General features: G+C 54.6%; 14 protein-coding genes. 9 read left to right on the plus strand and 5 right to left on the minus strand.

Annotated elements, in window-relative coordinates; all coding sequences use genetic code 11:
• The first annotated feature begins 66 nt into the window (after positions 1 to 66).
• On the plus strand, positions 67 to 276 hold the full coding sequence (locus DY252_RS08080) for a cold-shock protein (protein ID WP_008892034.1): 210 nt from the start codon (positions 67 to 69) through the stop codon (positions 274 to 276).
• Between the two features lie 91 nt (positions 277 to 367).
• Here DY252_RS08080 and DY252_RS08085 read toward each other — a convergent pair whose 3' ends face one another.
• Complete coding sequence (locus DY252_RS08085) at positions 368 to 1,045, minus strand: FadR/GntR family transcriptional regulator (protein WP_064789897.1); 678 nt, start codon at positions 1,043 to 1,045, stop codon at positions 368 to 370.
• Between the two features lie 209 nt (positions 1,046 to 1,254).
• Between DY252_RS08085 and DY252_RS08090 the strand changes: the two genes are divergently transcribed.
• The 6 genes from DY252_RS08090 to DY252_RS08115 all read left to right on the plus strand — a co-directional run bounded on the left by DY252_RS08090 (position 1,255) and on the right by DY252_RS08115 (position 6,001).
• The gene (locus DY252_RS08090) at positions 1,255 to 2,037 is read left to right on the plus strand and encodes a transporter substrate-binding domain-containing protein (RefSeq protein WP_064789896.1); all 783 of its coding nucleotides are present in this window, start codon (positions 1,255 to 1,257) and stop codon (positions 2,035 to 2,037) included.
• A 35-nt stretch (positions 2,038 to 2,072) separates the two neighbouring features.
• Positions 2,073 to 2,744, plus strand: a complete 672-nt coding sequence (locus tag DY252_RS08095; RefSeq protein ID WP_008892037.1) for an amino acid ABC transporter permease — start codon at positions 2,073 to 2,075, stop codon at positions 2,742 to 2,744.
• Positions 2,737 to 3,390, plus strand: a complete 654-nt coding sequence (locus DY252_RS08100; RefSeq protein ID WP_064789895.1) for an amino acid ABC transporter permease — start codon at positions 2,737 to 2,739, stop codon at positions 3,388 to 3,390. The genes DY252_RS08095 and DY252_RS08100 overlap by 8 nt, the downstream gene beginning before the upstream one ends.
• Positions 3,377 to 4,105 carry an amino acid ABC transporter ATP-binding protein gene (locus DY252_RS08105; protein WP_064789894.1) on the plus strand — a complete coding sequence of 243 codons (729 nt, stop codon included), beginning with the start codon at positions 3,377 to 3,379 and terminating at the stop codon, positions 4,103 to 4,105. The genes DY252_RS08100 and DY252_RS08105 overlap by 14 nt, the downstream gene beginning before the upstream one ends.
• A gap of 127 nt (positions 4,106 to 4,232) precedes the next feature.
• The gene (locus tag DY252_RS08110) at positions 4,233 to 5,489 is read left to right on the plus strand and encodes an MFS transporter (RefSeq protein WP_082923564.1); all 1,257 of its coding nucleotides are present in this window, start codon (positions 4,233 to 4,235) and stop codon (positions 5,487 to 5,489) included.
• A gap of 38 nt (positions 5,490 to 5,527) precedes the next feature.
• A complete protein-coding gene (locus tag DY252_RS08115) occupies positions 5,528 to 6,001 on the plus strand; it encodes a YaiI/YqxD family protein (RefSeq protein ID WP_064789893.1) in 474 nt (157 codons plus the stop codon).
• 129 nt (positions 6,002 to 6,130) lie between these two features.
• Here the strand turns inward: DY252_RS08115 and DY252_RS08120 are convergent, their stop codons facing one another.
• Complete coding sequence (locus DY252_RS08120) at positions 6,131 to 7,588, minus strand: aldehyde dehydrogenase (RefSeq protein ID WP_064789892.1); 1,458 nt, start codon at positions 7,586 to 7,588, stop codon at positions 6,131 to 6,133.
• 392 nt (positions 7,589 to 7,980) lie between these two features.
• Between DY252_RS08120 and DY252_RS08125 the strand changes: the two genes are divergently transcribed.
• Positions 7,981 to 8,955 (plus strand): helix-turn-helix domain-containing protein, encoded by a 975-nt coding sequence (locus DY252_RS08125; RefSeq protein ID WP_064789891.1) that lies wholly within the window; start codon positions 7,981 to 7,983, stop codon positions 8,953 to 8,955.
• 137 nt (positions 8,956 to 9,092) lie between these two features.
• Positions 9,093 to 9,932 carry a DUF3750 domain-containing protein gene (locus DY252_RS08130; protein WP_231959786.1) on the plus strand — a complete coding sequence of 280 codons (840 nt, stop codon included), beginning with the start codon at positions 9,093 to 9,095 and terminating at the stop codon, positions 9,930 to 9,932.
• A gap of 84 nt (positions 9,933 to 10,016) precedes the next feature.
• On the opposite strand, the gene zigA is transcribed toward DY252_RS08130, so the two are convergent.
• The 3 genes from zigA to DY252_RS08145 all read right to left on the minus strand — a co-directional run bounded on the left by zigA (position 10,017) and on the right by DY252_RS08145 (position 13,104).
• Positions 10,017 to 11,231, minus strand: coding sequence for a zinc metallochaperone GTPase ZigA (gene zigA / locus DY252_RS08135; protein ID WP_082923574.1), 1,215 nt, complete (start codon positions 11,229 to 11,231; stop codon positions 10,017 to 10,019).
• A gap of 115 nt (positions 11,232 to 11,346) precedes the next feature.
• Positions 11,347 to 11,862, minus strand: coding sequence for a TspO/MBR family protein (locus DY252_RS08140; RefSeq protein WP_082923563.1), 516 nt, complete (start codon positions 11,860 to 11,862; stop codon positions 11,347 to 11,349).
• 21 nt (positions 11,863 to 11,883) lie between these two features.
• Positions 11,884 to 13,104, minus strand: coding sequence for an alpha/beta hydrolase (locus DY252_RS08145; protein ID WP_064789888.1), 1,221 nt, complete (start codon positions 13,102 to 13,104; stop codon positions 11,884 to 11,886).
• Positions 13,105 to 13,253 lie beyond the last annotated feature (149 nt).

Consider the following 13,253-nt stretch of genomic DNA (forward strand, 5'->3'; position numbering starts at 1 on the left):
CCCCTATAGGCGCACCCACGCGGGGTGTGTCGAAACGCCAATCAATACTCGATAGGAGATCTAAAGATGGCAACTGGTACCGTTAAATGGTTCAACGCAACTAAAGGTTTTGGTTTCATTCAGCCGGACGAAGGCGGAAATGACGTATTCCTGCACATCAGCGCCGTTGAACGCGCTGGCATGGGCCACCCGCAGGAAGGCGACAAAATCAACTACGAACTGCGCACCGACTCACGTTCGGGCCGCGTTTCGGCAGATGATCTGACCGCTGCCTAATTCGGCTTGTCCTTCCTTGTGAGGGGCACCGTATTAACGAAACCCCCATCCGGGAAACCGGGTGGGGGTTTTGTTTTGCTGAATGTTGTGCTTAAGGGCGCAAGAAGGCGATCTTGGCGCGGGTGGCAGCACTCAGGACATGGAAATGCATGGCATCGCGCGCGCCGGATGGATTATGTTCACGCACATAACGCAAGACCTGCTCGTGTTCGGCGAGCGGGGCGGCAATCGCCTTGGCGTTTGCAAAGGGCAGCATCTGGTTCTCGTGAATGATCTGGGCTGCGGGATGCATGGCCTTGGCAAACATAGGGTTGCCCGACGCCAAGAGAAGAACTTCATGAAATTCCGTATCGGCGGTGGCAGCGGCAATCAGGTCATCTGTCTCTAGTGCGTTTCGCATATCGGTGATGCTGGTCTCAAGCGCATCGAGGTGATCCTTGCTGCGCATCTGGGCCGCAAGGCCGGCAACATAGGGCTCGATCGCAAGTCGGAACTGATAAACCTGTCCGGCCTGGCGATTTCGGTCCTGACCAATCGGCGGCAGGTTCTGGCGATCGGTGATGTACACGCCTTTTCCGGCGTGGATATGGATCAGTCCAAGTGCTTCAAGTGTGGCAAGAGCTTCGCGCAGGCTGGTGCGGCTGATGCCCAGTTCGCTTGCCAGATTGCGCTGGGCGGGCAGCGAGTCACCTGCCTTTAGACCCTTGTTTTTTATCAGGTTCCGAATGTCACGTGCGGCGCGTTCCGGGGTGGTTTCACTGCGTGTCATATATTGTCCCACATCTGGTCAGACCAGTTGAATGGTTTTTGATATTCAAAAAATGCTGATTTTTAAAGGATTATGATCAATCACATGCTGAATTTACGCTGAAGAAAAAATTATTCATAGACAAAAGATCAAAAAATGTGCAGCGTCAAAATCAGGCTAAAAATAACGCATATAACTTCATAAACGATTAGACAGACGGGTAGAGGCTCATGAAACAATTCTTCAAAACTGCGATTGCTGCGGTGGCAATGCTTGCCGCACCGCTTGGGGCAGCGTCTGCCAGCGCGCTCGACAGCATTTCCGAGGCCGGTGTTCTCAAAGTTGCCGTGCCGCAGGACTTTCCGCCATTTGGTTCGGTCGGGACCGATATGCAGCCAAAGGGCTATGACATTGATATGGCGGCCCTGATTGCCGAAGAGCTTGGTGTAAAGCTTGAACTGGTACCGGTCACGTCGAGCAACCGCATCCCATATCTCAACACCGGCAAGGTTGATCTGGTGATTTCCAGCCTCGGCAAGAACCCGGACCGTGAAAAGGTGATTGATTTCAGCGATCCCTATGCGCCGTTCTATAACGGCGTCTTTGGCCCGGCTGATTTTTCGGTTGAAAAGGCAGCCGACCTTGCGGGTATGTCGGTTGGCGTGACCCGTGGTGCGATCGAAGATCTTGAACTGACCAAGATTGCGCCCTCTGATGTTGATATCAAACGCTACGAAGACAATAACGGCACGATTTCGGCCTTCCTGTCAGGGCAGGTTGACCTGATCGCGACCGGTAACGTGACGGCAGCCGCCATCATTGAACGCGACCCGCCGCGCAAGCCGGAGCCGAAATTCCTGATCAAAAATTCCCCCTGCTATGTCGGCCTGAACAAGGACGAGCCGGAACTCATGGCCAAGGTCAATGAGATCATAGCGGCTTCAATCGCCGATGGTCGTTTGAATGCGATTGCCGAAAAGTGGCTTGGTATTCCGCTTCCGGAAAAACTCTAAGCTTTTTGGCTGACTGACAGGATCGTTATAGATCAATGGCATATAAATTCGATTTCGGCGCCATAGTGCCGCATTGGCAGCTGCTGTTTGACGGGGTCATCCTGACCACGGAGCTAACAGTCATCGGTGCTGTGGTTGGCGTCGGGCTCGGGATCATGGGGGCGTGGGCGCGTGCGTCGCGCGCCCCGGTGATCAGCCAGATTGTTGGTGTGTATGTGGAATTGATCCGCAACACACCATTTCTGGTGCAACTCTTCTTTATCTTCTTTGGCCTTCCGGCCCTTGGCGTGAAGCTGACCGAATTTCAGGCGGCTGTTCTGGCGATGATCGTCAATCTTGGTGCCTATTCAACCGAGATCATCCGTGCAGGCATTCTGGCCATCCCGCAAGGCCAGATCGAAGCAGCGCAAAGTCTTGCGATGAACCGGGTGCAGATTTTCCGCTATGTCGTGATTTTACCGGCACTCAAGAAAATCTGGCCGGCCCTTTCCAGTCAGATCGTGATTGTCATGCTGGGATCGTCGGTCTGTTCGCAGATCGCGGCCGAGGAGCTGACATTTGGGGCCAACTATATCCAGGCGCTTAATTTCAGGGCGTTTGAGGTCTATTTCGTGGTGACGGGTTTGTATCTTGTGATGTCGATCCTGCTTCGGATGGGGTTGAAGGTTCTGGGCAACTTCCTGTTTGAACGGCGGCGTCATGTCTGAATTTACCCTGTGGGATATTGTTTATAACCTGCTGCTTGCGGCGCGCTGGACGGTGTTGCTGTCGCTGACGGCCTTCGTGCTGGGCGGGCTGGTCGGGTTGTTGCTTTTGATGGTGCGCACGGCGGGCAATCCGTGGGGGATCCGGCTGGTGCGCGGCTATGTCGAACTGTTTCAGGGCACGCCGCTTTTGATGCAGTTATTCATTGTCTTTTTCGGTCTGCCATTGATCGGAATTGATGTGTCGCCATGGATTGCGGCAACTCTTGGTCTGACATTGTTTACCAGCGCGTTTTTGACCGAAATCTGGCGCGGATGTGTTGAATCGGTTGGCAAGGGCCAATGGGAAGCCTCGGCAAGCCTTGGCATGAATTTCACCCAGCAGATGCGCTATATCGTTTTGCCCCAGGCGCTTCGCATTGCTGTTCCGCCAACCGTCGGTTTTTCGGTTCAGGTGGTCAAGGGGACCGCGGTGGCATCGATCATCGGTTTTGTCGAACTGACCAAGGCCGGCACCATGATCACCAATGCCACCTATGCGCCATTCACGGTCTATGGCTGTGTGGCGGTGATGTATTTTTTGATTTGCTATCCGCTATCGCTTTTTGCCCGCCACCTCGAAGGAAAGTTCCGCCATGTCGCTCGTTGAATTGCATGCCATCCACAAAAGTTTTGGCGAGCTGGAAGTCCTCAAGGGTATTGATCTGACGATTGATGAGGGGCAGGTGATTGCCCTGATTGGCAAAAGCGGATCGGGCAAAAGCACGCTGTTGCGGACCATCAATGGTCTTGAGCAGATTGACAGCGGTGTCATCATGGTTGGCGGCAAAAAGATCAGCGAACGGGATACGGATTTGCTGGCGCTTCGGCTTCAGGTCGGCATGGTGTTTCAACAGTTCAACCTGTTCCCGCATTACACGGCCCTTGAAAACGTCATGCTGTCCCCACAGGTCGTCAAAAAGCAATCCAAGGCCGAAGCCAAACAAATCGCCGAGGAAATGCTGGCCAAGGTCGGCTTGGCGGACAAGATGATTCATTACCCCGATCAATTGTCGGGCGGGCAGCAGCAGCGCGTGGCGATCGCCCGTGCACTGGCGATGAAGCCAAAGGTTCTTTTGTGTGACGAAGTGACATCGGCACTTGATCCCGAACTGGTCAACGAGGTTCTGGCGGTTGTCCGCCAACTTGCCGAAGAGGGCATGACGCTTGTCATGGTCACACACGAAATGCGTTTTGCGCGTGAAGTCTGCGACAAGCTGGTCTTTATGCATCAGGGCCGCATTCATGAAACCGGCGATCCGGAAGAAGTCTTTTCCAATCCAAAAACGCCGGAACTTTCAAGTTTCGTTGGCGGTCTTGCCTGATCAAATTCGCGTCGTTCGTGATGCTTTTATGACATCTGATGCGCAAGGCGCAGAAATGTTTAACGATTTCAGGTTGAAGCGCTAGAACGGTTCCCGTGATGCCATGACAGGTTAGGGGGCGGTTTCGATGCAGGGTGATGGGGCAGATGACGGGGTAAGTGATGTTGGGTCTGGCCAAAAGGCCGGGCTGTCGCCGATCATGGCGGTTCTGGATCGCTATCCGTTTCTTGTGCTTGGCTTGCTCCTCGTTGGGGCTTTTGCCTCGTCGAGTGCGGCACCCTTGGCCGGGCTTTATGTTGTCGAAGGATTGGGGCAAGCCCCCTGGAAGCTAAGCCTGGTGGCGATTGTGCAGGTGTGTGTGACCCTGATTGTGAACCGCACATTTGGCCACGCGATTGACCGGGCAGTACCCGTCAAGTTCCTGCTGGTCACCAGTATTCTGTGCTTTGGGATTGGCATGACCCTGCTGGGTCTGTTTCAGATTTACTGGGTTTATCTTGGCATTGCATCGATCCTTCTGGGGATTGGGTCCGGTGCGCTTTCGGTGATGTATTCATTCGGGCGTCTGTTTGCCGAACAGACCGGGCGCGATGTCGTCAAGTTCAACGGCTTCCTTCGCATCCAGACATCGCTTGGCTGGATGGTCGGGCCGGCGGCGTCCTTGTCATTTTATGGCGTCTATGGTTTTGCGCCGACCTATTATGCAATTGCCGGACTTGCCGCGATCTGGTGTGTGACCTGTTTGGTGATTGTGCCGGGCGCATTTAAAAGCCATCACCCCAACAGTCTGAAAACCGGGCAGAAAGTCCCGTTCAACTTTGGCCTGTTGTCGGCCTGTGTGCCGGTGTTTTTCATCGGGGTGGCCAATGTGGTGTTTGTTTCGGCAATGCCGCTTTATTTCTCGACCGAGTTGGGGTTGGTCGCGTCCTCGGCGGGTTTTGCCCTGACAGTTAAATGCTTTGTTGAAGTGGTGGTGATTTATTTCTGCGCAACGCTGATCAAATGTGTTGGTGAACGCAAAGGCATGCTGATCGCAGCCCTATTGGGGGCGGTGTTTTTTGGCCTGATTTATCATGCCACAACACTTGTCGATGTGCTGGCACTCGCCGCGATTGATGGGCTTTATTACGGCATCTTTGCCGGGATCAGCATGACGTTCGTCCAAAACTTCGCCACCGATCAGCCCGGTGTTGCCACCAGTTACTATGTCAGCACGCTGTTTGTCGGGGGGCTGATCGGCAATCTTTTGACCGGGGTGGTGGCCAGTGCCTTTGATTTCCAGACAACCGTTTTGATGGCCTGCGCGTTTGCCTTTGTCGGGGCGGTGGTTTTGGCCGTGATGCGCGATGCAAAGCATTCTGCGTCGGTCAGGCAGGGTTCATGATGGCTTGACTTTGATCGCGTCCCGGCGATTATCGCGCCATGAACGAAAATACTGAAAACACCCGTCCACGTTTGTTTATTGATGCCGATGCCTGCCCGGTGAAGGCAGAGTGCGAACGTGTCGCCGAACGCCACCGGATTGAGATGATCATGGTATCAAACGGCGGCATTCGCCCGTCACGCAATCCCTTGATCAAAATCGTCATTGTCCCACCGGAGCCCGATGCCGCCGATGACTGGATTGCGGAAAACGCGCGCGCACGTGATGTGATCATCACCAATGATATTCCGCTGGCATCGCGCGGGATTGAAATCGGTGCCAGGGTTTTAAAAGCCAACGGTCAGGAATTTACCGAGGCCAATATTGGCAATGCGCTGGCGGGCCGTGAAATTGCCGCTCACATGCGCGAAGTTACCGGCGAGCAGGGCCGGAATGCCGCCTTTACCCAAAAAGACAGATCGAAGTTTTCAAGCGCGTTGGAAGTTTTGGTGCAGGCCGTTCTGCGCGGCTGATCCGCTTATTATAAAAAGCGGGCCGCCAGATGACGCATCTGACGGCCCGCACACAGGTCCTGATTTGGTGAGGGAGCAGTTCCCACGAAACCAGGCTTCCCCCCTGCGTATCTTTATGAACAGCAGCGCTTAGAACGGGTAGTGGCGCTTGCCGCTCTGGATCGTGATCCAGCGCATTTCGGTGAATTCATCAATCGATGCCTGGGATCCGAAACGGCCATAACCGGACGACTTCACACCACCAAATGGCATCTGTGCCTCGTCCTGAACGGTCGGGCTGTTGATGTGGCAGATGCCGCTTTCAATGCGTTTGGCAACGTCCATCGCACGCGGAATGTTGGTCGAGAAGACGGCAGAAGACAGACCATATTCGCTGTCATTGGCAATGCGCACAGCCTCGTCTTCATCGCCTGCGCGAATGACGACACAGATCGGGCCAAAGCTCTCCTCGGAATAGATTTTCATTGCCGGGGTGACGTGATCAAGCAGGGTGGCATCCATCAACACGCCGTCCTTGGCCTTGCCCGAACCGGCAACCAGTTTCGCACCCTTGGAAACCGCGTCTTCGACCAGTTCTTCGATGCGATTGACCGCCTCGACACTGACAACACCGCCAAGGATGTTCTCGGCCTTGGCCGGATCGCCAGCGGTCAGCGTTTTGGTCTTGGCCGCCAGTTTGGCAACAAAGTCATCAGCAACCGCATTGTCAACGATCAGGCGTTCGGTCGACATGCAAATCTGGCCCTGGTTCATATAGGCGCCAAAGGCCGCACCATTGACCGCTTCATCAAGGTCGGCGTCATCCAGAACGAGGAATGGTGCCTTGCCACCCAGTTCAAGCAGAACCGGCTTAAGATGTTCAGCCGCAAGCTTGGCGATGATGCGGCCAACGCGGGTCGAACCGGTAAAGTTGATGCGGCGCACGGCCGGATGGGCAATCAGGGTCTCTACGATTTCCGGGGCATCTTCCGGGGCATTGGTCACAACGTTGACGACACCTTCAGGGGCACCAGCTTCAACCAGGCAATCACCGATCAAACGATGCAGGGCCGGGCAAAGTTCGGACGCCTTGAGGATGACGGTGTTACCGCACGCCAGCGGCATGGCAATGGCACGCGTGCCAAGGATCACCGGGGCGTTCCAGGGCGCAATGCCCAGAACCACACCAACCGGCTGCCGAATGCCCATGGCCATCAGGCCCGGCGTGTCAGACGGAATGACGTCGCCTTGAATTTGTGTCGTCATGCCACCGGCTTCACGCAGCATATTGGCGGCAAGATGGGCGTTAAATCCACCCCACATGCGCGTGCTGCCGGTTTCATCAAGGACCAGCTGACCGAACTGATCGCCCTTGGCTTCCATGATGTCGGCGGCCTTAAGCAGGATCTTGCGCCGTGCGCCCGGACCCATTTTCGACCATTCCGGAAAGGCCGCGGCTGCTGCATCAGCCGCCTTGCGGGCATCGGCGGCATTGGCGGCTGCTGCGACAGTCGCGACTTCGCCGGTGACTGGGTTCTTGCGTTCAAAAGTGCGGTTGTTTGACGCACTTACGTCCTGATTGTTGATCAAAAGCTGGGCCTGATTCATGACGTTTCTCCTGAATTTTCATTATCTGCCGGACTGCAACGAAGCAAAATATCGCTCATGACCAAGCGGTCAAACGTCGCCTGACACAGCAGGGTGATGACCCGGACCTTGGCCCGGTTGATGTGTTTTTCGGAGGATACGGTCGCATTTTTACCAAGATACTTCGCATAACGAAGTAAAATTGGTGGTTATCCTCCCCACTGTTGTTTTGATGTTTCAAAATAACAGGTTTGTATTCGTTACATTTTTTTGTTTTTGACGGTTTCTTTGACCTTTTTTCCAGTAGGCAATGGAACGGTTCCAATGTAAAGGTGCCTAAATTGACAATTTAAGACGAAAAATTGTACATTTATACCTATAACTATTTGGGAATAGATGGGCGATAAAAAGGCATGATTGATCGACAAGGTCATCCATTTCCGGCCGCAAGCCAGAACGAAGGTACCGACAGCCCGTTTACAGATCTTGTCCCTGTCGCAGCACAGGCAATGATGGATCGTTTTGATCACCCGTTGTCGCAACAGGCCTGGGTGATGAACGATCCGGCGCGGCGAGATCGCTGTTATGCAGTGTTGCTGCAAAGTGGCCGGGCCGAGGTTGGCTTGCGGCATGGCACGATCAGTTGCACGGCCCCCGCCCTTGTCTGGTTGCCGCTTGGCGAAACGCAGCGGTTTAGTGTTGGTCCCGGCAGTGACGGTTATTTGCTTTCGGTTGCCGAGGATCTGGTCGCACGCCATTGCGGCGATTGCAGTTCAGTCGCAGGTGGTCTGGCCGGGAATGGCTTGCCTTTGCGCTTTGCCGCAGACACCGTTCATAACGTTACCCCGCAAGAGGGCAGTGGCAATCTGGTGTTGCTTGAGCGCAGCTTTGAAGCCATCCGGTCTGAGCTGATGGGAAATGCGCTTGGTGCCAGTCTTGTGGTTGGCGCGCATTTACAGATTATTCTGACCATGGTTCTGCGTCTGGCAGAGGGCGTGATGGCGCAACGCAACCAGCACGGTCCGGGTTCAATCACCTTTCAGCGATTTTTGCAGGTGCTGGAGCTGCATTTTCGCGAACACTGGAATGTTGCTGATTATGCCAAGGCTCTTGGCGTCAGTGAACGCAGATTGGGGTCTGCTGTGTTGCGCGCAACCGGCAAGCCGCCCTTAACGATCATCCATGAACGTGTCCTGCGCGAGGCCTGCATGCGTCTGGAACAATCCCCGCTTGGTGTGGCGCAGATTGCCTATGGTTTGGGCTTCCGCGATCCAGCCTATTTCAGCCGGTTCTTCAAACGTTATATGGGGGAGGCGCCCGGCGCCTATCGCCGCCTGCGCCGCGCGCACGAGCGTGTGCGCGATGATACTTTTGCGGCCTGGCCATAGGCCCGCCTTGGCCGTCTCTAGCGGAATACAGATGAATTCCACTCAGGATAGAAGGTTGCGTTGCCTTTTTTTGATCCTACTTGTCTGCTTTATCCGTAATAACAAAGTCATGACCTGTTAGTTTGATTGGATCGACGTTGCGTAAAGGCAAAACCCTGTTTCTTGGTCTTTTGGCCGTTCTTGTCCTGCCATTTGGCATCAGTCTGGCAGAAGACCCACCGGGTGAAAAAGCCAAGGAACGCTATACGTGGCGCAATGCGCCGCGCCATTCTTCGGGTGTGGCACCTGACGCGGTCGCCAACCGGGATCAGGCAATTGTCATGGTGATGGCGGCCGAAACATTTGGCTGGCGCGCCTATTTCGCGGTTCATCCATGGATCATCTATAAGCGTGCGGGTGAAACCCGATATACCCGCTATGACGTGGTGGGGTGGGGCAGTGGCAATGTCGTGCGCCAGAATTACGCGATCCCGGATGGTCTTTGGTATGGCTCGAAGCCGGAACTTCTGGCGGCTCATCGGGGCGAGGCGGCCGAAAAGCTGATCCCCGAGATCGAACAGGCGATCAAATCCTATCCGTTCCCGCGCGAATATCGCAGTTATCCAGGCCCGAACAGCAACACCTTCATCGCCCATATCGGCCGGGAAGTGCCGGGGCTTAACCTTGATATGCCGGCCAATGCGATCGGCAAGGATTATCGCCCGATCACCAATCCGGTTGGGCTTTCTTCCAGCGGACAGGGCGTGCAGGCGAACCTGTTAGGCGTTCTTGGTATGTCGCTTGGTCTGGAAGAGGGGATCGAACTTAACCTGATGGGTCTGAATTTCGGGATTGATTTCAATCGTCCGGCCTTGAGGTTGCCGTCTATCGGGCGGCTGGGGATGGATAGCGTCGCGCAGGTCAAGTCCGAGGACACGGACAATGATAACGCGGCCAAAGCCGAAAGTGCGGAAGCAGCCCTTGAACCAAGCAGCTAACAAGCTTGCGCGCAGATCCTATCCAGCGTCTAAAACAACAAAACGCCACCCCGAAAGGTGGCGTTTTGTTTTTGAGCATTTCGATCAGGCGGCTTGCCCCCAGCGTGGGAACGGATCGGCAAGGCCTGCATAGCGCGCCGGATCAAAACCGAGTGACAGACTGTCTTCGTTCTCATCAATCAGGCATTCCGACAGGCGGGCGCGCAGGGCGGCTTCGTCCATATCCTGTCCGATAAAGACGATTTCCTGTCGTCGGTCGGCAAAGACCGGATCCCATTTTGACAGAACCATATCCCGCCATGCCGGATTGTCCGGCCATTGTTCGCGTGGAACCGCACACCACCAGGTGCCAAGTGCTTCGGTCTTGACCGCTGCACCGGCCTGACTGATTTCACCAACCCAGTTCGGACGGTTAGCCAACCAGAAATGCCCCTTTGCCCTCAGAACGCCGGGCCATTCACTGTTGATGAAGTCATGGAAGCGTTCGGGGTGAAACGGCAGGGAGGTTCGGAAGGTGAAGCTTTTAATGCCGTATTCCTCGGTCTCGGGAACATGGCCGGCGAAGCCATAAAGCTCCTTGACCCACAGCGGATGGCTTTGGGCGCGATCAAAATCGAAGCGACCGGTATTCAGGATCCGTTCGGGCACAACGACGCTGTTGCTGGTTTCAATCACTTCGGCATCGGTATTCAGTGCCTTGATGATCGCAAGGACGGTTTTGCGTTCGTCGTCCGAAATCAGGTCAAGCTTGTTCATGACAATGACATCGGCAAATTCGATCTGATCGACCAGCAGATCAACAATGCTGCGGTTGTCTTCTTCTCCCAGGCTTTCGCCACGGTCTGTCAGCATGTCGGTCGAACTGTAATCAGCGATCATCCGCGCGGCATCGACAACAGTCACCATGGTGTCGAGCTTGGCAATGTCACCCAGCGACTGACCATTTTCATCGCGGAAATCAAAGGTCGCCGCAACGGGCAGCGGTTCGGAAATGCCGGTTGATTCAATAAGCAGGTAGTCAAACCGTTCTTGCTCGGCCAGGCGGCGAACCTCGGCCAGAAGGTCATCGCGCAGTGTGCAGCAGATGCAGCCATTGGTCATTTCGACCAGTTTTTCGTCGGTTTGCGAAAGCTCAGACCCGCCATTGCGCACAAGATCGGCGTCAATATTGACCTCGCTCATATCATTGACGATCACGGCGACCCGCAATCCACGGCGGTTGTTCAGGATATGGTTCAAAAGAGTGGTCTTGCCCGCGCCGAGAAAGCCGGACAGAACAGTAACGGGAAGGCGCTTCATCATTGACCTCGGTTGGATGCTGCGATAAATGTTATGTTATAACGTAACATTTATCGATCAAGCACGAGGAACGCAAACAAAAAGTCGGTTGCCCGGTAAATGTTGGGATGTGATTTTAGCCGTTCAGGTGCCAGATGGTGGCATTCAGAAGGGTGGCAAAGCCGACCCATGCCGCATATGGCACCAATAGCATTCCGGCGAGGCGGTCAATCCGCCAGAATGCAATCATGTTGGCGATGATCACGGCCAGCAGGATGACAATATCAATCAGGCCAAGAAGCGGTGACTGCGCACCAAAGAATAAAAACGACCATGCAAGATTAAGTGTCAGCTGCGCTGCATAAAGCGCAAATGGGCCCTTTGCGTTGCTGATCCCGGTTTTCAACCAGACCCGCCAGCCACTGAACGCGATCAAGAAGTAAATCAACGTCCACATCGGCCCGAACAGCCAGTTGGGCGGATTGAAAAACGGTTTGTTCAGTGCTGCGTACCAGTCATTGACGCTGGTTGCAGTCACCGCCCCGCCAGATGCCGAGATGATCAGGCACAGCACCATAAAGGCAATCAGGGCAAACACCCGTGTGCGGTGATTGGGGCGCGGGGTGATCGTTTCCTGTTCAACGCTGGTCATGATATTGGCGGGTCCTCTGACTTATTGGGTGACATCACCGATTGTGTCGATCATCGCATCGAAATAGGGGTTCCAGGTTAACCGGCCGTGGTATTTCCCCGGTTCGGTATAGCCCCAGCTGCTGCGCCAGATGGTCGATAGATCATCTGGCAGGGCGATGTCTTCCTGACCGTTTTCAACAAAAACAAAGCTGCCCTTCACGCCATAATACGGGTTGTCGGGCGAGAACAGCAGGCTCAGATGCGAAAATGAGCTGATCTGTTGTTCTGGCAGCTTGCTGTTGAACGTTTTAACCCGGTTGTCGTTGCTTGGTGCTGGTGTGTCATCGTACCAGACAAAGCGTGATTTGGGGTGGGTGAAACGCTTTTCAAAAACCTGAAGTGTCTCATAAGGATTGAGCACACTGTCATCAGCACTCATGGCCAGAAGCACGGGGCGATCAAACGGCTTTGCCTCCAGATGGTCCTGCGCATCCTGTACGGTTCGGTAATAAAGCTCCGCTGCCCTGGTCGACAGTGATTGATAGTTGATGGCATTGTCTTCGGGATCGGCATCAACCCAGTCCCACAGATATTTGATAACCGGCGTCAGAAAAAGGAAGCCGTTATCGGGATAAATGCCCGGCGAAAGCAACAACAATCCGGCGATTTTGGAATGTTCCGCCGCATAGCTGGTGACAAGGTTCCCGCCGGTCGAAAAACCGCCAAGCCAGACTTCATCGACTTTATCTTGCAAAAGCGCGACCTGATGGGCAACCGCCTGTTTCCAGTCCGCATAATCCGGAATGCCAAGATCGGCCGGACGTGTGCCGTGACCGGGCAAAAGCATGGACCGTGCCAGCCAGCCCTTCTTTGCTAGTTCGGTGGCGATGTCATGGAAATACCACGGGCTTGCCCCCAAGCCATGGATGAACAGGATGCCACGCTTTGGCGCGGTGCCATCCGTTGTCGTCCGCCCCAGTTCAAAAGGAATGTTGCGCGCCAGTTCGGTGTCGCGATCATCGGTGATAAACACGCGATGTGCCGCAACCCAATCACGAGTTTCTGAAACATATTGCGCAAAACTGTCTTGCTTGTATGGCGGGATGTCAGGGGATTGCCGATAAAGCTCGCTTTCGGGTGGAAAGGCGCAAGCCGTCAGGATCAATGCCGGTGCCAGCATCAAAAGGGCAAAATGAGACTTGCGAATGAATGCGACAAATTTCTTGGGGAAGGCCCGGTGATCCGGCGTTCTCGGGTGCATCTGTTCTCCGCTGGTTGATATGGGGACGGTGTTGGGCCGGAATCGTTTGAATTGTTACGGAGACTGCAAGCGTAGCGATCACATCGGTTGGTGATCTTAGCATCGCTTGGATCGCCGTATCAACGTAGGCGTGTAATAGGTTGTTCACA

The sequence above is a fragment of the Thalassospira indica genome, from assembly GCF_003403095.1.
Taxonomy (GTDB): Bacteria; Pseudomonadota; Alphaproteobacteria; order Rhodospirillales; family Thalassospiraceae; genus Thalassospira; species Thalassospira indica.

Excerpts from the sequence above, each read along its gene's own strand:
- DY252_RS08145 (WP_064789888.1), bottom strand. The coding sequence starts at position 13,104 with ATGCACCCGAGAACGCCGGATCACCGGGCCTTCCCCAAGAAATTTGTC.
- DY252_RS08090 (WP_064789896.1), top strand. The coding sequence starts at position 1,255 with ATGAAACAATTCTTCAAAACTGCGATTGCTGCGGTGGCAATGCTTGCC.
- DY252_RS08140 (WP_082923563.1), bottom strand. The coding sequence starts at position 11,862 with ATGACCAGCGTTGAACAGGAAACGATCACCCCGCGCCCCAATCACCGC.
- DY252_RS08095 (WP_008892037.1), top strand. The coding sequence starts at position 2,073 with ATGGCATATAAATTCGATTTCGGCGCCATAGTGCCGCATTGGCAGCTG.
- DY252_RS08115 (WP_064789893.1), top strand. The coding sequence starts at position 5,528 with ATGAACGAAAATACTGAAAACACCCGTCCACGTTTGTTTATTGATGCC.
- DY252_RS08125 (WP_064789891.1), top strand. The coding sequence starts at position 7,981 with ATGATTGATCGACAAGGTCATCCATTTCCGGCCGCAAGCCAGAACGAA.
- DY252_RS08105 (WP_064789894.1), top strand. The coding sequence starts at position 3,377 with ATGTCGCTCGTTGAATTGCATGCCATCCACAAAAGTTTTGGCGAGCTG.
- DY252_RS08080 (WP_008892034.1), top strand. The coding sequence starts at position 67 with ATGGCAACTGGTACCGTTAAATGGTTCAACGCAACTAAAGGTTTTGGT.
- DY252_RS08100 (WP_064789895.1), top strand. The coding sequence starts at position 2,737 with ATGTCTGAATTTACCCTGTGGGATATTGTTTATAACCTGCTGCTTGCG.
- DY252_RS08085 (WP_064789897.1), bottom strand. The coding sequence starts at position 1,045 with ATGACACGCAGTGAAACCACCCCGGAACGCGCCGCACGTGACATTCGG.
- DY252_RS08110 (WP_082923564.1), top strand. The coding sequence starts at position 4,233 with ATGCAGGGTGATGGGGCAGATGACGGGGTAAGTGATGTTGGGTCTGGC.
- DY252_RS08120 (WP_064789892.1), bottom strand. The coding sequence starts at position 7,588 with ATGAATCAGGCCCAGCTTTTGATCAACAATCAGGACGTAAGTGCGTCA.
- zigA (WP_082923574.1), bottom strand. The coding sequence starts at position 11,231 with ATGAAGCGCCTTCCCGTTACTGTTCTGTCCGGCTTTCTCGGCGCGGGC.